This window comes from Pseudomonas sp. P4_C8, assembly GCF_056401975.1.
Map to the genome: position 1 here is coordinate 12,075 of NZ_JBFUIH010000037.1, position 22,742 is coordinate 34,816.

Consider the following 22,742-nt stretch of genomic DNA (forward strand, 5'->3'; position numbering starts at 1 on the left):
CGGATCACAGGTAGCGATCCGCGAGAATGCTTACTCTGGCATTGTCCAGGATTGTAGCTTGTAGCCCTCCTGGCTCAACTCGGCGCGCACCTCTTCCAGCAGGCTTTCCAGCTGCACCGGGTCGGAATAGGCACTGCTTGGAATCTGTTTGCGACAAATACGAGTGTTGGCCTGGTCGATGACGGTCAGGCTCAGTTCGCCATTACCGTCTTGCGGAGCCCAGGCGACGCATTGAAAAGGTTCGAATGCGTGGCCGGCAATCAAAAGTGCTTCGTTGATACGGAACGGGGTGCTCATGGGTCGTCTCTCCTTGTACCCAAACAAATGATGTGCCGTCGGTTGGGCCTACCGGTCGGCTGTTTATTGGTAGGGGTGGGGCGGGTCACACGTAATAAGAAGTTGGCGCTGATTGAAAACTGACCCAGGGCGGACTGCTGATTTTGCAGCAGCAATAGTGGATAAACTTTGCAGCGTGCCGATCATATGAGCCGCAGTAGACCTGCTGCATGCAGTCATGCAGCAGGGTATTTCAGTCTTTCATTGCTTTACATAACTGCCTGGCGCCGGCTCCAGAGGCGGGAATTTGTCATTCCCTATGTGCGCAACCGCTGGTTGGCGCTCGCCGGAGTGTCCCTCCAGCCAGTTGAACCAATCACTCCACCAGCTACCGGGTTGCTGCTCAGCATTCTTGAACCAGGTCTCCGGGTTTTTCGTGACCCGATTATTGGTCCAGTAATGGCGCTTCTGCTTGGCCGGTGGATTGATGACGCCGGCGATATGCCCTGAAGCTCCTAATACAAAACGCTTGGCCCCGGAGAGCAGGTTGGTGCTGGCGTAGGCGCTTTTCCAAGGCACGATGTGATCATCATGGGTGGCGAGGATGTAAGCGGGAGCGTCAATTGCACGCAAATCCAGCTTGACCCCACAGCACTCCAGCTCGCCTGATTTCAAATCGTTCTGCAGATAGGTGTGGCGCAGATACCAGCAGTACATCGGCCCCGGAAGGTTGGTGCTGTCGTTGTTCCAGAACAGCAGATCAAGCGGGATCGGCTTCTGCCCCTTGAGGTATTTGTCGACGTTGTAGTTCCACCACAGCTCGTTGGGGCGCAGTAGGGAAAAGGTATTGCCCATGTCCTCACCACGAAACAGACCGATGGGACCATTCATGCCGCCGATGGTGCGCTCTCGATAGGCCACCAGTTCTTCGTCGACGAATATGTCGATGGGACCGGTATCCAGGTAGTCAAGGAACGTGGTGAACAGGCTCACGCTGGCGATCTCCCTGTCGCCGCGTGCAGCAAGTACTGCCAGCGCCGTGCTCAGCAGGGTGCCGCCGATGCAGAAGCCCACGCAATTGAGTCGCTGCTCGCCACTGATATCGCGGGTCACCTGCAAGGCGTCGATAACCCCGTGCTCAATCAGGTCATCCCAGGTGGTGCCAGCGTGTTCCTCGTCAAAGTTGCGCCAGGACATCAGGAATACAGGATGTCCCTGTTCCAGCAGGTGGCGGACCATCGAGTTGTCCGGGCGCAGATCAAGGATGTAGTACTTGTTGATCGACGGAGGTACGACGAATACCGGGTGTCGGTACTGGGTTTCGCTTTGCGGGTAGTACTGAATTAGCTGGAATAGGTGATTCTCAAAGACGATTTCGCCGGGGGTGTTGGCCAGATCGACGCCAACCTTGAAGGCGCCGCTATCACACTGGCGCATTTTGCCTTCGTTCATGTCGCTGGCCAGATGCTGCATACCTGTTAGCAGGCTGGCACCTTGAGTCTCGACCGCACGCTGGAGCGCATCAGGGTTACTGACCAGGAAATTGCTTGGCGCACTGGCGGCAATGGCTTGCTCCACCAGATAGCGCAGGCGTTGGCGCGGTTTTTTTTCGTCGATCAGCAGCTTGTCGAGCAGTTTCAGGAGAAAGCTTGCGTTGAGCAGGTAAAACGCAGCGAGGGAGCCGAACAGTGGCTCGCTCCAGTTGCCGCTGGAGAAGCGTCGATCATCGAAGCTGAAGGGTTGGCCGGTCAGCAGTTTTTGGCCGAGTTGGCCCCATTGAACCTGGTAGTCCGCTTGAAGGCTGTCCAGGGTTTCGCGAGGCAACTCGAACCAGGTGCCGTGCTCATGCCCGGAAAACCACGGATTAGTGCTGACCCATAGGCGTAATTGTTGCACTGCAAAGGAAGCGATGAACGGAACCTGGCCTGACCAATAGGTTTTGAATGTATGCGCGTTATTGTCCATAAAGTTCCTTGCCCATACAGATGAGCCGGGCAGAAAAAAAGCCGCGCTTTGCCGGACTCCGGCGTAGCGACGGCAGGAATGCGGGCAGCGTTGTTTGACGCAAATCTGATGCGCGGAACAAGGATCCCAAGTCCGCGCATGGGCTACTCAGATGTCGTTGGTTAGCGCTCGATAGCCAGGCCGACGCCTTGTCCGCCGCCGATGCACAAAGTGGCCAATCCCTTCTTGCCGTCGCGACGGATCAGTTCGTGCACCAGCGACACCAGAATCCGTGCCCCCGACGCGCCGATCGGATGGCCAAGGGCGATCGCGCCGCCGTTGACGTTGACCTTGCTGGTGTCCCAACCCAACTCTTTACCAACCGCCAGCGACTGGGCGGCGAAGGCTTCATTGGCTTCGATCAGGTCCAGGTCCTCGACACTCCAGCCGGCCTTTTGCAGAGTCAGACGTGTAGCCGGGACTGGGCCGATGCCCATGATCGACGGGTCCACGCCGGCGCTGGCATAGGCTTTGATCCGTGCCAGTACCGGAAGGCCCAACGCTTGTGCTTTAGCGGCGCTGGCCAGCAACAGCACGGCCGCACCATCGTTGAGGGTCGAAGCGTTGCCGGCGGTCACGCTGCCGTCCTTCTGGAATGCCGGTTTGAGTTTCGCCAACGCTTGCGCAGTGCTGTCGATACGCGGCTGTTCGTCGGTGTCGAAGACCAGCGGTTCGCCCTTGCGCTGAGGAATCAGGATCGGGGTGATTTCGCTCTGGAAACGCCCGCCCTCAATGGCTGCGGCGGCCTTCTGTTGCGAGGCGGCAGCGAAGGTATCCTGTGCTTCACGAGAGATCTCGTACTTCTGCGCCAGATTCTCGGCGGTGATACCCATGTGATAGTCGTTGAAGGCGTCCCACAGGCCATCCTGGATCATGCTGTCCTGCAGTTGCGCATGGCCCATACGCAGGCCGGTGCGTGCCTTGGGCAGAACATAGGGCGCCAGACTCATATTTTCCTGACCGCCAGCGATTACCAGTTCCGCGTCGCCACAACGGATTGCCTGGACGGCGAGATGGACCGCCTTGAGACCGGAGCCGCAGACCTTGTTCAAGGTCAGGGCAGGCGTGGTGTGTGGCAAGCCAGCCTTGATCGCTGTCTGGCGTGCCGGGTTTTGCCCAGCGCCGGCAGTGAGTACCTGGCCGAGTATCACTTCATCAATCTGAGCAGCATCGATACCCGTCTGCTCCAGCAAGCGGCGAATCACTGCGGCACCCAGTTCGGTCGCGGGAATTGCAGACAAAGCACCCTGGAAACTGCCAATGGCGGTACGAGTAGCGGCAACGATTACGACTTCGTTCATGCGTGACCTCATCGAAAAGACAAAATTCGTCGAGCAAACCAGGGCATTCCTGCCCTGATCGGGGTTATTGCATGTTCATGCCGCCGTTTACCGAGAAATCGGCACCGGTGCTGTAGGCGGACTCATCGGAAGCCAGCCAGGCCACGATTGAGGCGATCTCTTCGGGTTGGCCAAGGCGACCAACCGGAGTTGCAGCGATCATGCCTTCGAGAATGTCCGGGCGAATTGCCGCGGTCATGGAGGTCTGGATGTAGCCTGGGGATACGGTATTGACGGTCACGCCCTTGCCGGAGACTTCCCGGGCCAGTGCCATGGTGAAACCATGAATGCCAGCCTTGGCGGCGGAGTAGTTGGTCTGACCGAACTGGCCACGCTGACCGTTGATCGAGGAGATATTGATGATCCGCCCCCAACCCTTGGCCAACATGCCTTCAATGACTTGCTTGGTAGTGTTGAACAAGCCCGTCAGGTTAGTCCCGATCACGCTGTTCCAGTCTTCCGGGGTGAGCTTGCGAAAAGAGGCGTCGCGAGTGATGCCGGCGTTGTTGACCAGCACATCGATTGGGCCGAATTGTTCACGAGCCATCTCGAAAGCCTTGCGGGTGGTCTCCCAATCGGTGACGTCGCCATAGATGCATTCGAACTGATAACCCGCTTCCAGCTGGCTGGCAATCCAGTCGTTCTTGCGGCTGGAATCAGAGCTGCAGCCGACGATTACCTTGAATCCTTCCTTGTATAGACGTTGGCTGATTGCCGTACCAATGCCGCCCATACCACCCGTTACCACAGCAATACGACTACGCGACTCCATACTTCTACTCCATTTTTTTTGCGCTGCAGGAGAGAAGATTGTTGGTTATCTACGGGCCGTGCGGAAGTGTTTGAAGGTGACGTTCTCCTGTCCTTCGGTGCCACGCGGGGGAGGTACCCGCTGGCAAAAAATGAGGAATACCTATACTGGGATCAATACTTGAAACTGAATGGATAGTTAATATTTCTGCAACACAGTTGAAATATGTTCAACGCATGTCAGTATCGGCTCCGGACAGGACGTTCGGTTCCACTGGTCATTGAGGACGCCATGTATAGAATGAGTTCAGGTTATGCCAGCATGCTGGCGAATACGTTTTTGGCCCAAGGACTGGATCTTGCCGGTCTGTGCCAAGAGGTGGGACTTGATGTCGAGTTCGTGAATAAACCAGGAGCATTCTGCGAGCGAAGCGTTATCTATCGTCTTTGGGATCTGGCTGCTCAGGCTTCGGATGATCCGAATATCGGTTTGAAAGCCTACGGGGAATTCCATCCCAGTAGTTTTCAGATCGTGGGCTACACGATGATGTCCAGTTCGAATCTGAAAAGGGCGCTTGAACGTCTGGTTCGTTTCAGCCCGTTGATCGGTACCGGATTCAGCCTTTTCCTTGTCCAGGAGCAGCAGCATTACCGATTGGCCAGTCTCGATCATCAGCAACATGGCTCGGTCAAGCCCCGGCAATACACGGATGCAGCCTTGGCTTCGCTGCTGGGTTTCTGCCGTTGGCTGACAGGTGGCAAGTCACCGCAACCGTTGAGTGTGGAGTTCACTTATCCCGAACCTGAAGACACGTCGGAGCATCAGCGACTTTTTGGCTGTCCGCTGAGTTTCGGGGCGGCATATGACAGCATCTTGTTCGATGGCCAGGAGCTTCTGAGTCCGTTGAGTATGGCCAACGAGGCATTGGCCACGCTCCATGACAGTTTTGCCATGGCTCAATTGGACCTGTTGTCCGGTTACTCCATTGTTGGCAGGATTCGCGCGCTGGTTACCGAGCGCTTGAGCCAGGGACAAGGCCAAGGGCAATGTGATATGGAGTCGATTGCGGCAGCACTGAACATCAGCAAGCGAACGCTTCAACGAGGCCTTGAGAAGGACGGCACGCAATTCAAGGATGTCCTGAACGATGTGCGCCGGCAGATGGCCGACTTCTATTTGCGCCATTCTCATTTCAACCTGAAGCATGTGACTCACCTGCTCGGCTTTCATGATCACAGCAGCTTCCATAAGGCATGCACCCGTTGGTTCGGTATGACCCCCGGTCAATATCGAGCCCGCGAGTTGTTGCCTGTGCACAAGGAAGTCGCGCCGGTCCGAACCATGAACCTCGTCGGTCTGCGCAGAGATTATAAGATCGCAGGCTTCGCCAACGACTACGCCGAACGGATGCACCGCTAATCCCTTGTGAAGGGTCATTGAGGCTTGGGGCCTGTTGTCCCTTTGCTCGCTTTGCGCTTCGGGGCTTTAACTACGATGGCGGGAGCGGGCAGTGGTGTGATCTGCGGCGACAGCGTTACTGCAAGCGGAGATGGCTCCAAAGGGGTCTCCTGCGGGATGACAACTGTTTCACTGGGTGGTTGGGTCAGGCTAAAGCCCGGTAGGGGGACTTCGAGGAGCGCGTGCAGTTCACGCCAGAAGGTGCCTTCAGCTCCAGTAGTTGCTAGCAGTTCAGGCATCAATTGCCCAACGGCTGTCAGGACCTGGTGGCGTTCCTTTGCCTCTGGTAGCAACAAGGGCAGGCTGCGCAGGCTTTCTTGCGGGTAGGCAAAAACCAGCAGGTTCTGCAATCGGATGGCTTCGCGTAGCGCCGTGGGCTCATTGCTGTAATCCTGGACCAGCAGGTGCACCTGCTGGATCAGTTTTTCGAGGCTTTCCTTGCCCGCCTTGTCGCTGTCGCGGCCCAGCAAAAACAGAATCCGCACCAACGCTTCCAAGGGGCCACCATGGGGCAGCGAATCCTGCAGGCGTTCGATCAGGGCCTGGTCCTGCTGGTCGGCATGTGCCTGGAGATTTCGCGCAGGCTTGTTGCTGGTGAGGGCGCTCAGTGCGCCGTAAATACCGTAAAAACATATTTCTTGAGTGGCGTCACGCGCATCGCGGTACGCATTCAGGGTGTCTTGCATCTGGTTGGAGAACAGCTCCTGCCAGGCCAGCAACGGGTTGTCTTTGCGTGCGGGACGACGATCACTGCTGACTTTTGATTTGGTCCCGGCTAACCACCACAGCGCCGGATTCAGGCTACTCCATAGCAATTGCTGCTGGTGGAAGGGGTGCGTCCTGCGCATCAATTCGGCAATGGGCTCGTTGACTATCTGACGTAGCCACGGACGTATCAATCCGTCGTAAAACGCGCTGTTGATTTCAGAGGCGCGCTCTACCAGAGAGAATTCGCGATCGTCATCACGGGCCGGTTCGATGTCATCATGGATATCGGCAATTAGCCTTGATTCGAAACGCACTCGATATTGCACGTCACTGCTGCCTGAAGGGGGCGGCAGATCGTCAATCAGCATTTCATACAGCCCCGCCGGCAGCGCATTGATGGCTTCGACCGCGCCGAGCAACCCTCGGTGTTCGCGCCGCGCCACCTGGCCGGAGACAAAAATACCTAAATGGCCGATGCTGGCGTGCCGAAGGTAGACGATGGTACGTCCTGCCTCATGCAAAGCGAGATCGCTGGGATAGACATCGGCGATCCAGTTCAATGCTTGCTGGGGAGGGGTGATGTTGTCTCCGTAGGAACAGAACACCACCACCGGTACTTCGATCCGTTTCAGGTCGATACCGCTGCTCTTGCGGTCGAGACCGCCGGACAATTGGTTGCCGATGAAAAGATCATCGACAATCATCTCGATCTCTTCGCCATTGAGCAGGGTCGGGCTGCCCCACCAGCGTTCGAAGTCGAGGAAGCGCGCAGCCTCGCTGTCGACCTGGCTGAACAACTGGTAGTACTTGCCCCAATAGGTGTTGGCCGGGTCCAGGTTTTCGAAGTTGCTGACCAGCCAGGTACCGTCAAAACGGCCATTGCCCAAGTCGCTGCCAAGGTGAGCCATCCAGCCACCACCCAGCAGGCCACCGGTATAGCGCATCGGATTGCGTCCATTGACACCGGCCCAGTATGACAGGGGGGCGCCATTGATAATGATCAATCCCGGTAGTTCCGGTCGTGTTGCCGCCAGTCCCATCAAGGCCCAGCCGGCCTGGCAGTTACCGATGATGATCGGCTTGCTGTTGGCCGGGTGAAGGGCGCTGACGGCTTCGATGAACCGGGCCTGGGCTTCGACGATATTGGCCAGGGTTTGCCCAGGCTGTGGCGAGTGACTGAAAGAGATGAAATAGGTGGGGTGGCCGGCTCTGAGGCTTTCACCTAATACCGAATCCTGTTTGAAGCCGCCGATTCCCGAACCATGGCCGCCGCGTGGATCAATGATGACCACCGGCTGGCTGTTGCTGTCGATTGTTTGCTCTGGTCCGGGGATGATTCGCAGCAGTGAAAAGTTGACCGGGCGTGGAAGATCAGAGCCTGCGATCAAGGTTTCATGATCGAACTTGAGCAGCAGCGGATACCCGGCGCGTTCATGGGCCAGCATATTGTCGCCGCGCTGGCGCAGGGTGTCCCAGAACAGTAGGCAGCGTTGGCCGAAGTCGGTGACATATTCCTGCCATTCAGCGGGTGTAGGTTGTCTGAGTTGACCTCGTTTCAGAGGCGCGAGGGTTTTTTTCTGGCGCTGGCGCAAAGCATCAAGGAGGTTCAGCGTGTTGAGGCGTTGCAGGTGACTCAGGTGTTCCCATAGGCCGCGTTGTGAGGAAGGCTTTTCATGTTGCGGTGCAATAATGTCTTCCTGGCCCATGGTGATCTCCTGATGATATGCATGAGAAGCAGGTGCCTGCGGCTCATTAACAAACAGAGCTTTGGCTGTCCGTTCGATGTCAGGAGTCTATAGCGAATATCGGCAGGAGGGGAAAGTCTTTTGTGCACCGCACAAAAAATCATTGCCAAAATGATTTGTGCACTGCAATATCAAGTCTAACGCGATGATCGGCAGGATCGCTATCGCGTCCTCAGGCCCATGTCGGCCTTCCAGTATCAGGAGATTCAAGCATGTCTTTTTTCAACTCGGAAAAATTGCAAGACGCTCAGAAAGCCAATCTCGACCTCCTGCAGCAAATCAGCGGCAAAATCTTCTCCAGTGTTGAACAGCTGAGCCAGTTGCAGTTCAAGACTCTGCAAGCCTCCACCGAGGAGCAGTTCGACGGCTTTCGCAAGCTGCTTGCGGTACGTGATCCACAAGGATTCGCTGAGCTGCAGGCTTCTTTCACCCAGCCAAATGTGCAAGCCGAACGCTTGGCTAATTTCAATCGCCAAGTGCAAGCGTTGATTGTCGATACTCACTCGGAAATCGCCAAACTGACCTCGCGTCAGGTCGAGGCGGGCACCCAGCAGGTGCAAGAGTTCGTTGAAGTGATCAGCAAGAATGCACCGGCTGGCTCCGAGCCTGTTGTGGCCGCGTTCAAGTCGTCGCTGGCGAATGCCGGTACCGTTTTTGAAAGCGCACAGAAAGCTGTAAAACAGGCTGCTGACGTTGCCCAGAGCGGTTTTGACGCAGCGACCGCCGCAGCCGGCAAAACCGCTCCTGGTGCCAAGGCTACAAGCGGTAACAAGTAAGTCACATTAGAGCAGTTACACTGATGGCGATGGGTTTACTCCCCATCGCCATTTTTTTTCGGCCCGCCACCGGCACCTGGCTTGCCTGGAGGCATGCCGCCGAACAGGCCGAAGAGGTTCTGAGTGTTCAGGTAGAGGGCTTTTGACTGGTCGACATACTGGCGCATCAAATCCTGCATGACCGGTGCCTGCTGGTGCATGAACTCGCTCCAGGTTTCGGAGGACTGAGCGCCGGTCTGGGACTGGATGTCGATGACCGTCTGGATGCTTTTATCCAGGTAGCTGCCGAGGACGCTTTGGTAGGGACCGTAGAACTGGATAATCCCCATCAGCATCTCACTGGAGAATATCGGCTCACCGCCACTTTCGGCTTCCAGAATGACCTGCAGCAAAATACTTCGGGTCAGATCCTCGCCAGTCTTGGCGTCGACCACCTCGAACGGGATTCTATCGACGACCAATTGACGTATATCCGCAAGGGTCAAATGACTGCTGGTGTGCGTGTCATACAGACGGCGATTCGGGTACTTCTTGATCAGACGGGTGGTGTTCCGACTGTTTTCTGTCATGCGGGGCTACTCACAGCGAGCCTGATTTGCAGGCATCTTATCCTACTCTGACCACTGCCACTCCAATGCGTCGCCTCACGCGGCACGCGCTGGGTGGTCAGCGTAAGAACTTTCGGATGCTTTGTGCGCAGTGCCGGGTCGGCAGCTTCGCCAAGGCCGCTTGATGCATGAGCGATATCAGCTGCGGGGCCAAGAGTGTCGCCAAGCTGGAGGTTTGCTTCAGAGTGCGGCTGTTCAGCGCCGCACCGCGAAAATTCCTCTAGCCATGGCACGACATCACGACATAAAACATTTCACACACGGCGCCCATGCTGGCCTTTAACGTTCCCGTGACACGGCAGGCTATGGCTGGCTGATTCCATTCTTAGTGAAAAAAATTCCAATCGAAGTGAAAACTCATGAAAACCCTTTGTGCACAGGAGGGCCCATGCGCGCACTTGCCAAGGGTTGCTGCACATTTCGATCATTAATTTGTCAGTTTCGGTCATTGAGCGACAGCGGCGCGGCTCTTAGTCTGTGCCACATGACTGACAGGGGCCGAAGAGTTCCTGCACTTTTTCCGTGATCGCTCGATGTGGAGTTACAAATGGCCGCCGCTCATTACCCGCACCTCTTGGCCCCGTTGGACCTGGGTTTTACCACGCTGCGCAACCGCACCCTGATGGGTTCGATGCACACAGGTCTTGAGGAAAAACCCGGCGGTTTCGAACGCATGGCGGCGTACTTTGCCGAACGTGCCCGTGGCGGCGTTGGCCTGATGGTTACCGGCGGCATCGGCCCTAACGACGAGGGCGGGGTGTATTCCGGGGCGGCCAAGCTGACCACCGAGGAAGAAGCACTCAAGCACCAGATCGTGACTCGTGCGGTGCATGAAGCGGGCGGCAAGATCTGCATGCAGATCCTCCACGCCGGGCGTTATGCCTACAGCCCGAAACAGGTCGCGCCGAGCGCCATTCAGGCGCCGATCAACCCGTTCAAACCTAAAGAACTGGACGAGGAAGGCATCGAGAAGCAAATCAGCGATTTCGTGACCTGTTCGACCCTGGCGCAACAAGCCGAGTATGACGGCGTCGAGATCATGGGCTCCGAAGGTTATTTCATTAACCAGTTCCTCGCCGCCCACACCAACCACCGCACCGACCGTTGGGGTGGCAGCTACGAAAACCGTATGCGCCTGCCGGTAGAAATCGTGCGCCGCGTGCGTGAAGCGGTGGGGCCGAACTTCATTATTATCTTCCGCCTGTCGATGCTCGACCTCGTGGAAGGTGGCAGCACTTGGGAAGAAATCGTCACCCTGGCCAAGGCTATCGAACAGGCCGGTGCAACCATCATCAACACCGGAATCGGCTGGCACGAAGCGCGGATCCCGACCATCGCCACCAAAGTACCGCGAGCGGCGTTCAGCAAAGTCACCGCTAAACTGCGTGGCTCGGTGAGCATTCCTCTGATCACCACCAACCGCATCAACACCCCGGAAGTGGCCGAACAAATTCTGGCCGAAGGCGATGCCGACATGGTGTCGATGGCGCGGCCGTTCCTCGCCGATCCGGACTTCGTCAACAAGGCCGCTGAAGGGCGTGCCGATGAAATCAACACCTGCATCGGCTGCAACCAAGCGTGCCTGGATCACACCTTCGGCGGCAAGTTGACCAGTTGCCTGGTCAACCCGCGCGCTTGCCATGAAACCGAGCTCAACTACTTGCCGGTGCAGCAGATCAAGAAAATCGCCGTGGTCGGTGCCGGTCCTGCGGGGCTTTCCGCTGCGACGGTGGCCGCCGAGCGTGGGCATCAAGTGACGCTGTTTGATTCGGCCAGCGAAATCGGCGGTCAGTTCAACGTTGCCAAGCGCGTGCCGGGCAAGGAAGAGTTCTTTGAAACCCTGCGCTATTTCAACCGCAAATTGCAGACCACCAACGTTGAGGTGTGCCTGAACACCCGCGTTGACGTGGCGCAACTGGTCGAGGGCGGTTACGACGAGATCATTCTCGCCACCGGCATTGCGCCAAGAACCCCGGCGATTCCCGGCGTGGAAAACGCCAAGGTGTTGAGCTACCTGGACGTGATCCTTGAGCGCAAACCGGTGGGCAAGCGCGTCGCGGTGATCGGCGCTGGCGGTATCGGTTTCGACGTGTCGGAATTCCTGGTGCACCAGGGCGTGGCCACCAGTCAAGACCGCGAAGCGTTCTGGAAGGAGTGGGGCATCGATACTCACCTTGAAGCGCGCGGTGGCGTGGCGGGCATCAAGGCTGTGCCGCATGCACCGGCCCGTGACGTGTTCCTGCTGCAACGCAAAAAATCCAAGGTCGGCGACGGTCTGGGTAAAACCACGGGCTGGATTCACCGTACCGGGCTGAAGAACAAGCAAGTGCAGATGCTTAACAGCGTCGAGTACCTGAAGATTGACGACGAAGGCCTGCACATTCGTATCGGCGAAACCGGCGAGCCGCAAGTGCTGCCAGTGGACAACATCGTGATCTGCGCCGGGCAGGATCCGCTGCGCGAATTGCAGGACGGGTTGGTGGCGGCGGGGCAGAACGTGCATTTGATTGGCGGCGCGGACGTGGCGGCGGAGCTGGATGCCAAGCGCGCGATCAACCAAGGGTCGCGGTTGGCTGCTGAGTTGTAATCAGCAGGGCTAGCGTGCCAATGGCCTTCGCGATCCGACCTGCTCGCGAAGGTTGCCTCTGAGCGACTAGAATGCCAGCTCTTTACCCAGAGCCGGCATCGATGCTTCTCCCTCCCAACGACTGGCTACCCCAGGCCCCCCTCGAACCCCTCAAGCTCGACTGGCTCACCGCCGCCGGTATCGAAGTCGCCACCCTGCGCCTCGACCAGATCGACCCGCTGATCAGCGGTAACAAGTGGTTCAAGCTCATCGAACACCTCCACGCCGCTGACCTCGCCGGTGCCAACGGCATCATCAGCCTGGGCGGTGCGCACTCCAATCATCTGCACGCATTGGCTGCTGCCGGCAAACGTTTCGGTTTCCGCACCGTCGGCCTTTTGCGCGGTCACCCTCAAGAAACCCCGACGGTGAAGGACTTGCAGGCATTCGGCATGCAATTGCACTGGTTGGGTTACGGCGGCTACCGGGCGCGGAATGAGCCAGGTTTCTGGCAACCCTGGCAGGCGCAATACCCCGATCTGCATCCGGTACCCGAAGGGGGCGGCGGTCTACGGGGTGCGCGCGGCTGCATACCGTTGAAGGCAATGGTTGACGATCAACTGAGTCATTTGGATTGGAGCGACTACGACGGCTGGTGGCTGGCCTGCGGAACCGGCACCACCCTGGCCGGCCTGGTGCTGGCCGAGGCTGGCGAACGCAAGGTGTACGGTGTGATGGCGGTGCCCGACGATCACGGCGTTGCGCAACACGTCGAATCGATTCTGCAAGAAGCGGGGGTAGCGCTGCGCAACTATGAACTGCTGGACGCCAGTCGTGGCGGCTTTGCCAAAGTCGATCAGCCGTTACTCGACTTCATCGATCAAACTGAACAAGTCAGCGGTATGCCACTGGAGCCGTTGTACACCGGCAAAGCGCTGCTGATGCTCAAGCAGCAAATCGAGGCTGGAAATTTCAAAAAGGGTACACACTTGATCTTCATCCACACCGGCGGCTTGCAGGGACGCCGGGGGTTTCAATAACTACGCCACCGTGGCGCAAAGACGCCTCGGCTTGGGCGAGTCCATCCAATTACAGGAACGCGTTCAACCGTGCTCATTTGCTTTTAGGCATCATCCGCAGCAAGGTGTTATCCCCCACCACATAGTGGTGATAGATCCCGGCCACGGCGTGCAAGCCGATCAGCCAGTAGCCGATGGTGCCGCCGAGCACGTGCCAGCCCTGGAGCTGTTTGGCGAAGTCCTTGTCTTCCGCCACCAGCATCGGGAGGTCAAACCCGTAAAACATCACTTGATTACCCTTGGCGCTGGTCACCAGCCACCCGAGAATCGGCATCGCGATCATAAAAATGTACAACGCCCAGTGCATCAACTTCGCGAGTGTGGTTTGCCAGTGAGGCGAGGCGGGGAAGATCTGCGGTGCGGGCCCCAGGCTGCGGGCGAATAACCTGAACCAGACCAGCACGAACACAGTCAGGCCCAGCAAGAAGTGCGATTCGACGATCAGCGTTCGACCGCCACTGCCTTTAGGGAAGATCCCGCGAAACTCGATACTGGCGTATACCAGCGCCAGCAAGACCAGCATCAACCAATGCAGCGTGATCGATACGGTGCTGTAGCGTGATTCGGAATTCTTCCATGGCATAGGGTGTTCCTCACAGGTCTGGTCTAAAGCCACCGTTCTTGTCCGACGGTGTTCCTTTACTGTAATCCGATTTGGTGGATTTGCCTGTGGCTATTTGAGTGTTCAAGGCTCTGGATCAAGTGATTGGCAATAAAAAAGCGCCCGTTCCTTTGGGGGACGGGCGCTTTTTATGCGCAGAGAACCGCGATCAGCTGCTTTGCGGCATCTCACCATTGGCCAGGCGCTTGTTGATGTCGGCAATCACTTCCGGCAAGTCGGTGATGGTGTCGATCATGTAGTGCGGGCGTGAGCTTTCGAACATCGCGTGGATACGCTTGCGTTCGCTGTTCAGTTTCTCGCTGCCGAGGGCGCGATAGCCTTCGTAGTCCAGGCCCAGCGCGTTGCCCGAGCAGATCAGCGCCACGGTCCACATGCCGGCACGACGACCTTCGAGAATGCCCGGCACGGTGTCGTCGATCTTCACACAGGCGGCGACATCGTCAATGCCCAGCGCAATCACATTCGCTAAAGCCTGAGCAGGCCACGGACGACCGTTGGGGACTTCGTCAGTGGCGACCACGTGGTCGGCGACGTAACCGTTGGTGGCGGCCAGTTCGACCACTTTATCCATGACCTGTTTCGGGTAACCGGAGCACGAGCCGATCTTGATCCCTTGTTGGCGCAGGTTGGCGATGGTCTCCAGTGCGCCCGGAATCAGGGCCGAGTGTTCGGCAATTTTTTCGATTTGCAGCGGCATGAAGCGTTTGTAGATGGCGGTGACATCGTCGTCGGTCGGTGCGCGGCCGAACACGGCGCGATAACGCTCGGCGACTTTCGGCTGATCGCACAGGGTGCGGATGTGGTCCCACTTGCCCATGCCCATCGGCCCTCGGGCTTCTTCGATGGAGACCTGAACGTCGAATTCGGCGAAGGCTTCGACAAAAATCTGGGTAGGTGCGAAGGAACCGAAGTCAACGACGGTGCCGGCCCAGTCGAGGATGGCGGCTTGCAGTTTGGTTGGGTTTGCGTAGTTCATGGTGACTATTTTCCTGTGAAAACTGGCTATGGGGAGCAGCTTTTTGTGGGAGTGAGCCTGCTCGCGATGAGGCTCTGTCAGTTGACATTGATGGTGAATGTCGGACCGCTATCGCGAGCAGGCTCGCTCCCACAGGGGAAGGTGGTGTGGTTTAGATCTCTAACACTTCCATCTCGCGCAAAGCTTCGGCAACCGCCGCCACGGCCGCGTGCATCTCGGTCTGATTGACGTGGCCGATGCAGCCGACACGAAAGGTTTCAACCTGAGTCAATTTGCCGGGGTAGAGGATGAAACCCTTGGCCTTGACCCGTTCGTAGAATTCCTTGAACTGGTAACGCGGATCTTTCGGTGCGTGGAACGTGACGATGATCGGCGCCTGAATCGCGGCGGGCAGGAAGCTGCGCAGGCCAAGTTGGGCCATGTCATCAAGCAGCACTTTGCAGTTGTCGGCATAGCGCTGATGACGCGCCGGCAAGCCACCTTCTTCGTTGTATTGCAGCAAGGCTTCGTGCAGCGCCGCGACCACATGGGTCGGCGGAGTGAAGCGCCATTGACCGGTCTTGGCCATGTAGGTGTGCTGGTCGAACAGGTCCATCGCCAGCGAGTGCGAGTTGCCGGCGGCGTTGGCCAATGACTCTTTGCGAGCGAAGACGAAACCCATGCCCGGTACGCCTTCCAGGCATTTGCCGGACGCGGCGATCAGGGCGTCGAACGGCACCTGTTGTGCATCCACCGGCAGCGCGCCGAACGAACTCATGGCGTCGATGATCAGGCGTTTGCCGTGTCGGGCAATGACGTCGGCAATTTCCGGCAGCGGGTTGAGGATGCCGGTGCTGGTTTCGCAGTGAATCAGTGCGACATGCGTGATGCTGGGGTCGGCGTGCAGCAGGCGGTCGACGTCGGCAGCGGTGGTCGGTTCGTCTTCAGCGGTCTCGAAAGTGCTGAAAGAGCGACCGAGCACTTCGCAGATTTTCGCCAGGCGTTTGCCGTAGGCGCCGTTGATCAACACCAGCACTTTGCCGTCGCGGGGCACCAGCGTGCCGATCGCTGCCTCGACCGCGAAGGTGCCGCTACCTTGCAGGGGCACGCAGTGGTGGCTGGCGCCGCCGTTGATGATGGCCAGCAATTGCTCGCACAGGCTGGCGGTCAGTTGATTGAAGCGGTCATCCCATGAACCCCAGTCGACCATCATCGCCTGACGGGTGCGGGTCGATGTGGTCAGTGGGCCGGGGGTGAGCAGGATGGGTTCGGCAGTACTCATTCTCGTGTCCTCGCATTTGATGGGATGAAGCTACGGGACATAAATTGCAATTTGCGGTTGTATCAATCAAATTGTTTGTTGTTATGCCAACCATCAGCGAGAGTTATTCATGAACCTGTTCCAGCTTCGAGCCTTTGACGCCGTGGCCCGCGAAGGCAGCTTCACCCGAGCTGCGACGCGGTTGTTTATCAGTCAGCCGGCGGTGACCGGGCACATCAAGGCCCTGGAGGAGCATTACCAGATCACCTTGTTGCGTCGTACCGCACGACGAGTGGAGCTGACGGAAGAGGGCACCAAACTGGCCGCGATCACTCGGGCCATGTTCGGCCTGGCGGAAGAGGCGCAGGTGATGCTTGAAGCGAACCGGCAGTTGCTGACCGGGCGCCTGGAAGTGGCGGCAGATGGACCACACTTGGTGATGCCGATGTTGGCCAGTCTGCGCGCGCGCTACCCGGGCATCACCGTGAACCTGCGGCTGGGCAATGCCCAGGAAACCCTGACGGCGTTATTGTCCGAGCATGCTGACGTGGCGGTGCTGACCGAGGTTGAACCGCGCAAAGGCCTGCATTTGCAGGCGCTGAGTGAATCGCGGATTTGTGCGTTGGTGCCTGAAAGCCATCCTTGGGCCAAGGCGAACAGCGTGAAGCTCAATGAACTGGATCAGGTGATCATGGTGTTGCGTGAACCGAGTTCGATTACCCGACGCACGTTCGATGAAGCCTGCGCGGCGGCGGTGGTCAATCCACGGGTGTTGCTGGAACTTGACAGTCGGGAAGCGGTGACCGAGGCCGTGGCGGCGGAATTGGGGGTGGGCGTGGTGTCGTCGGTAGAAGTCAGCCATGACCCACGGGTGGCGGCGGTGCCGATTGTGGGGGAAGGACTGGTGAACCGGCACATGATCGGGTGCATGGAGCGGCGGCGGGATTTGCGCTTGATACAGGCGTTTTTTGGATTAGCACCTTCCAGATAAACCGAGGCGCGGTCATCGCGGGCAAGCCTTGCTCCTACAGGAATGGCGTTTCCTCCCGTAGGAGCAAGGCTTGCCCGCGAAGGGGCCAGACCTGCCTAAACAAGACTCTCGCGAAGCATCTCCAGAAACGTCGCCACCACCCGCCGCGAGCTCTGCTCGCGCAAGCACACCAGTGTCTCGGTCAATCGCCGTGTGCAATCGGTAATCGGCAACGCACACACCCGCGAGTCAGCACCAAATTCCGCCGCCGACACCACCCCAACGCCAATCCCGACCACCACCGCCTCCCGCGCCGCTTCCCGTCCTTCCACCTGGATCGCCGGGCGAATGCGAAACCCCGCCCGGGCCATTTCCTCTTCCAGTGTCTGGCGCGTCACCGAACCGATTTCCCGCAGCACCAACGGCGTGTCATCCAGGTCCGCGAGACAGATCGACTCGCGATCCGCCCACGGATGATGGCGTGAAACAAACGCCACCATCGGGTCATTGCGCAGTGGCAATGAGATCAGCCGTTCATCGCTGACATCCCGCCCCAGCAAAGCGAGGTCAGCCTGATAGTTGAACAGGCGAAACAGCGACTCATCGGTGTTGCCGGTTTCAATCTTCACACTGATGCCCGGATAGCGTTCGCAGAACCGCGCGATCTGCGGCAGCACGTGCACCGGTGCATCCACCGCGAGGATCAGGCTGCCGGTTTGCAGCGCCTGGGAATCCTGCAACAGCTCCTGCGCTTCGGCCTCAATCACGAACAGTCGCTGCGTGATGGCGAGCAAGCGCTCGCCCAGATCCGTCAGGCGCACCGAGCGTTTGTTGCGGTGGAACAGCAACACACCGAAGCGCTCTTCGAGTTTGCGTACCTGGTCGGAAATGGCCGGTTGCGTGAGGAACAACCGCTCGGCGGCTTTGGTAAAGCTTCCGTGGACGGCCACGGCGTGGAAGGCTTTGAGTTGGGCGTGGGAAACCGACATCGAAACCTCTAGTAACAAGTTGAGCTTATTTTTGAAATACGATAAATCGATTTCACTTATTAATCAGTAATTGTTTTTATCCACCTCAGCCCCGGTGACTGGTCAGTCGAACAGCATCGGTGGCCATGAGCCTGTGCGCGCAACAGCAGGACTCATCTGACCGGTATCGCCACAGGGAAACAGCGATATCGCAGTGCTCAACAATAAAAACACAGGCGTTTCTACCCATTCTGCCGGCACACTCACACCCTGAGGTCAGAACCACAATGAACAATCCCATCGGCACCATCAAGCGTTGGCGCGTGCAGATCTTTGCGATCACCTGGCTCGCCTACGCCGCTTTCTACTTCACCCGCAAAGCGTTTTCCGTGGCAAAACTGGGGATCGCCGAAGACCCCACCTTCATGCTCGACAAAATGGCCATGGCCAACCTCGACGCGATCTACCTGGCGGCGTACGCCTTTGGGCAGTTCACCTGGGGCATGCTCGCCGACCGCTTTGGCCCACGGGTCGTGGTGCTCGGCGGGTTACTGATTTCGGCGGCGGCAGCGCTGGTGATGGGCACTTACGCGACACTGCCGATCTTCGCGACCTGCATGTTGATTCAAGGTTTGGCGCAGTCCACTGGCTGGTCCGGGCTGTGTAAGAACCTCGGCAGTTTCTTCCCCGCGCAACAGCGCGGCAGAGTGCTGGGGTTATGGAGTTCCTGCTATGCCTTTGGTGGGCTGGTGGCATCGCCGTTTGCGGGCTGGTGGGCGTATACGCTGATCGGCACCTGGCATGCGGCGTTCATTTCCAGTGCGGCGGTGGTTGGGCTGGTCGCCGTGCTGTTTTTTATTTTTCAACGCAACAAGCCGCAAGACGTGGGTCTACCGGCGGTAGACCTCGAACCCGAGTTGACGGCTGAAGAGGCTGACGCCCAAAGCAAGATCAGCATTATGGAGCCCTTGAAGGAAATCCTGCGCAACCGGACGGTGCTGGTGCTGGGCCTGGCGTACTTTCTGCTGAAACCGGCGCGCTACGCGATTCTGCTGTGGGGCCCGGTGATCGTCTTCGAGCAAATGCCGACGGTGGGCAAGGTTGGCGCGGCGATCATCCCGACCGCGTTTGAACTGGCCGGGTTGCTCGGGCCCATTCTGCTCGGTCTGGCGTCGGACAAGGTGTTCGGTGCCCGACGCATGCCGGCCTGCGTCCTCAGTCTGTTGGCGCTGACGGTGACCCTGGCCTTGTTCATGGGCGCCCTGCACACCGGCAGCGTCTTGCTGGTGGTCGTGCTGTTGTTTGTCATGGGCCTGACTCTGTACGGACCGGACTCGATGATCAGCGGCGCGGCAGCGATTGATTTCGGCACCGCCAAGGCGGGCGCGACGGCGGCGGGTTTCGTCAATGGTTGCGGTTCGGTCGGGGCGATTCTCGGTGGATTGCTGCCGGGTTACTTCGACTCGGTCACCGTGTTCATTGTCTTCGCCGGTTGCGCCTTGTTCTCGGCCCTGGTGTTGATCCCCCACTGGAACAGCCGCCCGGCTGGCCTGCGTACCAACTACCCATTCGTGCCCAATCGGGCGATGGCCATCAAACCCCTGCGTACCTGAATCCTGCCCCTCGCAGCCTGCTGCACTGGCGGCGGGCTGTCGTGTGGGCATCTGACTGGAGATTTTCCCCATGAGACCCTTTTGGCTGGACCAGGCCTTAAAGGCTGAGACGTCTGACACCTGCCCGGCACTGGACGGCGACACCCGCGCGGATGTGTGCATCGTCGGTGGCGGCTACACCGGATTGTGGACCGCGATCATGCTCAAGGAGCAGAACCCCGAACTCGACGTGGTGCTGATCGAGGCCGACATCTGCGGTGCCGGCGCCAGTGGCCGCAACGGCGGTTGCGCGCTGTCGTGGTCGGCCAAGTACTTCACCCTGGAGCGGCTGTTCGGTGTCGAGGAAGCGGTGCGCCTGGTCAAGGAATCCGAGCGCAGCATTTACGCGATTGGCACCTTCTGCGAACAGTACGGCGTGGATGCCGATTACCGTCTCGATGGCACGCTCTACACCGCGACCAATCGCGCCCAGTGTGGCTCGACCGATGCAGTGATTGCCGCGCTGGAGCGCAATGGCATCAACTCGTTCACCCAGCGTCCGGTCGCCGACGTGCAACGCATGGCCGGTTCCAGCAAGCATTTGGAGGGCTGGTTTTCCCCGGCGGCCGCCAGTGTGCAACCGGGCAAACTGGTGCGCGGCTTGCGGCGGGTGGCGTTGCAGCTGGGCGTGAGAGTTCACGAGAACACCGCGATGACCGGGTTGGAGGAGGGCAAGCCGGCGGGGATTCAAACCCCCAACGGCACGGTTCGCGCGGACCGGGTGGTACTGGCGATGAACGCCTGGATGGCCCGGGCGTTCCCGCAGTTCGAGCGTAGCGTGGCGATTGTCTCCAGCGACATGCTGATCACCGAACCACGCCCTGATCTGCTTAACGAAATTGGCCTGACCAGCGGTGTCACCGTGCTCGATTCACGGATTTTCGTGCACTACTACCACAACACCCCGGACGGCCGGATCATGCTCGGCAAGGGTGGTAACACCTTCGCCTATGGCGGGCGGATGTTGCCGGTGTTCGATCAGCCGTCGCCGTACGCCGGGTTGTTGAAAGACAGCCTGAGCGAGTTCTTTCCAGCGTTCGCCGACGCCAAGGTCGAGGCGACCTGGAACGGCCCGTCGGATCGCTCGGTCACCGGTCTGCCGTTCTTTGGCCAGATGAGCGCCAGCGGGAATGTGTTCTACGGGTTCGGCTACTCCGGCAGCGGTGTTGGCCCGTGCCACATGGGTGGGCAGATTCTGGCTTCGATGGTCTTGGGGCTGGACAACGCCTGGACCCGTTCGCCGTTGGTGAACGGCCCCTTGGGGTTTTTTCCACCGGAGCCGATTCGTTACCTCGGCTCCTTGATGGTGCGCAACGCTATCCGCCGCAAGGAGCGCGCCGAAGATCACGGGCGCCGGCCACGGCACCTGGACGTGCGTCTGGCCAAATTTGCCGCAGCGGCCGGCAAGGCTGACAAGGGCTAGCGATTGATCAGCCAATCGAGCAATAAACGTCCATCACGGCGTGATGGGTAAGCGGCTGGAGGCTTTGGCGGTCGGCCTGCGGCGGCACACAACACCGGGCGGTCCGGGTCGCTGTCGAGAAAGCTGATGAGCACCTCAGTGCCGGCGATAGGCAGCCTGGAGGGATCAATCCGACCGTCCGCCGTGGCGAGGGCCACGGGAAGCCATAGGCCGGTGGATTTATCCGCGTCATCTTCCAGTGTTGGCCACAGCCACACGTGTATTCGATTGTGTTCATCCAGCGCTGCCGGTTGCCCGACCGCGCCCAGCACTAACGCTGTCTGATAGCCCGGAATGTTCGGCCGGGGCTGTGTCAATGCGGGCCTGAATTCCGTTGACCATGGAATGGCGGTGAATCGGTTGCTGTAGCGCCGAGGACGTTGGTCGACGAGGATTGAAGGCTGTTGCCCCTCGTGTTGAACATCGGTGATCAGCCACTGATCGTTGAAATCCGAAAGTGGATGCTCCGCCACTTGTACGATGCTTCCACTGCGCAAGTCAGCTTGATTGCTTTGGCCTTCAATCTGCCGATGCTGGCAGCGCAACCGCTCCAGTCCCCGACGACTGAGTTGCACGCGGTGTGCCTGCTCGGGGGCGGGTCGTGTGGTCGAAACGGATGATTTGGCGAAGGTGTGGTTGGCTGCGCCGTCACCGGTAGCTTGAGGGCCGCGACTGTGGGCGATTCGGCGTTCAGGTCGGGCGCGCGCGTCATGACGCTGGGACAGCTCATGGATGACCGGCAATAAAGTCTCGTGACTGGTATCGGCCTGAAAGGGCAGCAACAGCGGCTCCTCGGGGAATTTCTGAGTGTCATCGGCCAGTACCAGCACATGCCCGTCTTGCCGATGTTCGAAGTGATAGTGGATGCCTTCTTCTTCGCAGAGTCGCTGCATCAACATCAGGTCGGTTTCTTCGTATTGAATGCAAAACGGCCGGGGCGGGTAGTGCACGCAGGCCAGTTCCAGGCGATAGCTGGCCTCAGGCAGCGCATGTTCCTGGAACAATTGACGCAGGATTGCCGGCACGCTGAGGCGATGAAACACCCGACGGCAACGGTGGCGATCGAGGTTTTGAACGTAGGGCACTAGCACCAGATGGTAGCCGATGCGATGCAAGCCGCGATGTTCACGGCTGGCGCTATGAACAATGCCGTGAATGCCGGTGTAATCGCCCATGCTCAGATAAGCCGGTTGTTGCAGCAGGGGGGCGAGGTTCATCGCCGGCACCAGGCCAATCACTTCAATGTCGAATCGATAGGGCTGGTTCAGGCCTTCAGCGCCACTGAACTGCAATACCTGCAGGCTCAATCCGCTGTCGAGGAGGGTCAGGGTGTAGAGACTTTCCTTGTCGTTGTGCATCGAACGCGCTTCTGCCATGGAGTACGGACGCGAAGGGTACGAAACCAGGGCACTCAATGGTCACCGTAAATCGGCGTTTCAGAATTGCCCTACGAGTACTGGCGAAAATGTCGATCCGTGATGCCGGTGGGTCAGCCAGCATTTTTTGGTCGATTGCCAACTTTAGGCCGTATAAACTTGCGC

The 22,742-nt window shown here is 58.7% G+C and carries 18 protein-coding genes and 1 pseudogene; 7 read left to right on the plus strand and 12 right to left on the minus strand.

The window, feature by feature from the left end; translation table 11 throughout:
- Window positions 1–30: 30 nt before the first annotated feature.
- The 4 genes from AC1DWM_RS21870 to phbB form a co-directional block, all read right to left on the minus strand.
- A complete protein-coding gene (locus tag AC1DWM_RS21870; RefSeq protein WP_223517260.1) occupies window positions 31–297 on the minus strand; it encodes a hypothetical protein in 267 nt (88 codons plus the stop codon).
- A 240-nt stretch (window positions 298–537) separates the two neighbouring features.
- Window positions 538–2,241, minus strand: a complete 1,704-nt coding sequence (phaC, locus tag AC1DWM_RS21875; protein WP_223517258.1) for a class I poly(R)-hydroxyalkanoic acid synthase — start codon at window positions 2,239–2,241, stop codon at window positions 538–540.
- 161 nt (window positions 2,242–2,402) lie between these two features.
- On the minus strand, window positions 2,403–3,581 hold the full coding sequence (locus AC1DWM_RS21880) for an acetyl-CoA C-acetyltransferase (protein WP_477796083.1): 1,179 nt from the start codon (window positions 3,579–3,581) through the stop codon (window positions 2,403–2,405).
- A gap of 64 nt (window positions 3,582–3,645) precedes the next feature.
- A complete protein-coding gene (gene phbB / locus AC1DWM_RS21885) occupies window positions 3,646–4,392 on the minus strand; it encodes an acetoacetyl-CoA reductase (RefSeq protein ID WP_223517254.1) in 747 nt (248 codons plus the stop codon).
- A gap of 270 nt (window positions 4,393–4,662) precedes the next feature.
- Here phbB and AC1DWM_RS21890 point away from each other — a divergent pair, with 270 nt between their 5' ends.
- A complete protein-coding gene (locus tag AC1DWM_RS21890) occupies window positions 4,663–5,790 on the plus strand; it encodes an AraC family transcriptional regulator (protein ID WP_317849409.1) in 1,128 nt (375 codons plus the stop codon).
- 14 nt (window positions 5,791–5,804) lie between these two features.
- On the opposite strand, the gene AC1DWM_RS21895 is transcribed toward AC1DWM_RS21890, so the two are convergent.
- Window positions 5,805–8,243 carry a DUF3141 domain-containing protein gene (locus AC1DWM_RS21895; RefSeq protein ID WP_477796084.1) on the minus strand — a complete coding sequence of 813 codons (2,439 nt, stop codon included), beginning with the start codon at window positions 8,241–8,243 and terminating at the stop codon, window positions 5,805–5,807.
- A gap of 251 nt (window positions 8,244–8,494) precedes the next feature.
- Here AC1DWM_RS21895 and phaP point away from each other — a divergent pair, with 251 nt between their 5' ends.
- A complete protein-coding gene (phaP, locus tag AC1DWM_RS21900) occupies window positions 8,495–9,058 on the plus strand; it encodes a TIGR01841 family phasin (RefSeq protein WP_477796085.1) in 564 nt (187 codons plus the stop codon).
- A 35-nt stretch (window positions 9,059–9,093) separates the two neighbouring features.
- On the opposite strand, the gene phaR is transcribed toward phaP, so the two are convergent.
- Both phaR and AC1DWM_RS21910 read right to left on the minus strand, forming a co-directional pair.
- The gene (gene phaR / locus AC1DWM_RS21905; RefSeq protein ID WP_223517231.1) at window positions 9,094–9,627 is read right to left on the minus strand and encodes a polyhydroxyalkanoate synthesis repressor PhaR; all 534 of its coding nucleotides are present in this window, start codon (window positions 9,625–9,627) and stop codon (window positions 9,094–9,096) included.
- A gap of 59 nt (window positions 9,628–9,686) precedes the next feature.
- Window positions 9,687–9,809 (minus strand): annotated as a pseudogene (locus AC1DWM_RS21910) (IS630 family transposase); the annotation flags it as partial.
- Between the two features lie 404 nt (window positions 9,810–10,213).
- Here AC1DWM_RS21910 and AC1DWM_RS21915 point away from each other — a divergent pair.
- Together AC1DWM_RS21915 and AC1DWM_RS21920 are read left to right on the plus strand one after the other, a co-directional pair.
- The gene (locus AC1DWM_RS21915) at window positions 10,214–12,253 is read left to right on the plus strand and encodes an oxidoreductase (RefSeq protein ID WP_477796086.1); all 2,040 of its coding nucleotides are present in this window, start codon (window positions 10,214–10,216) and stop codon (window positions 12,251–12,253) included.
- Between the two features lie 101 nt (window positions 12,254–12,354).
- Complete coding sequence (locus AC1DWM_RS21920) at window positions 12,355–13,272, plus strand: 1-aminocyclopropane-1-carboxylate deaminase/D-cysteine desulfhydrase (protein WP_477796087.1); 918 nt, start codon at window positions 12,355–12,357, stop codon at window positions 13,270–13,272.
- A 73-nt stretch (window positions 13,273–13,345) separates the two neighbouring features.
- On the opposite strand, the gene AC1DWM_RS21925 is transcribed toward AC1DWM_RS21920, so the two are convergent.
- From AC1DWM_RS21925 to AC1DWM_RS21935, 3 genes are all read right to left on the minus strand, one after another.
- Complete coding sequence (locus tag AC1DWM_RS21925) at window positions 13,346–13,894, minus strand: cytochrome b (protein ID WP_477796088.1); 549 nt, start codon at window positions 13,892–13,894, stop codon at window positions 13,346–13,348.
- Window positions 13,895–14,081: 187 nt separating this feature from the next.
- The gene (gene phnX / locus AC1DWM_RS21930; protein WP_223517224.1) at window positions 14,082–14,909 is read right to left on the minus strand and encodes a phosphonoacetaldehyde hydrolase; all 828 of its coding nucleotides are present in this window, start codon (window positions 14,907–14,909) and stop codon (window positions 14,082–14,084) included.
- A 151-nt stretch (window positions 14,910–15,060) separates the two neighbouring features.
- Window positions 15,061–16,170, minus strand: coding sequence for a 2-aminoethylphosphonate--pyruvate transaminase (locus AC1DWM_RS21935; RefSeq protein ID WP_223517222.1), 1,110 nt, complete (start codon window positions 16,168–16,170; stop codon window positions 15,061–15,063).
- Window positions 16,171–16,279: 109 nt separating this feature from the next.
- Here AC1DWM_RS21935 and AC1DWM_RS21940 point away from each other — a divergent pair, with 109 nt between their 5' ends.
- Window positions 16,280–17,140: a LysR substrate-binding domain-containing protein gene (locus AC1DWM_RS21940; RefSeq protein ID WP_223517220.1), complete on the plus strand. Its 861-nt coding sequence runs from the start codon at window positions 16,280–16,282 to the stop codon at window positions 17,138–17,140.
- Window positions 17,141–17,235: 95 nt separating this feature from the next.
- On the opposite strand, the gene AC1DWM_RS21945 is transcribed toward AC1DWM_RS21940, so the two are convergent.
- Complete coding sequence (locus AC1DWM_RS21945) at window positions 17,236–18,108, minus strand: LysR family transcriptional regulator (protein WP_223517218.1); 873 nt, start codon at window positions 18,106–18,108, stop codon at window positions 17,236–17,238.
- 266 nt (window positions 18,109–18,374) lie between these two features.
- Here AC1DWM_RS21945 and AC1DWM_RS21950 point away from each other — a divergent pair, with 266 nt between their 5' ends.
- Window positions 18,375–19,700: an MFS transporter gene (locus AC1DWM_RS21950; RefSeq protein WP_223517216.1), complete on the plus strand. Its 1,326-nt coding sequence runs from the start codon at window positions 18,375–18,377 to the stop codon at window positions 19,698–19,700.
- 70 nt (window positions 19,701–19,770) lie between these two features.
- Window positions 19,771–21,162 (plus strand): FAD-dependent oxidoreductase, encoded by a 1,392-nt coding sequence (locus tag AC1DWM_RS21955; protein WP_477796089.1) that lies wholly within the window; start codon window positions 19,771–19,773, stop codon window positions 21,160–21,162.
- Here the strand turns inward: AC1DWM_RS21955 and AC1DWM_RS21960 are convergent.
- Entirely contained in the window at window positions 21,159–22,559 is a 1,401-nt protein-coding gene (locus AC1DWM_RS21960; RefSeq protein ID WP_477796110.1) for a type VI secretion system Vgr family protein, read from the minus strand. The two genes, AC1DWM_RS21955 and AC1DWM_RS21960, sit on opposite strands and share 4 nt — an antisense overlap.
- Window positions 22,560–22,742: the final 183 nt, after the last annotated feature.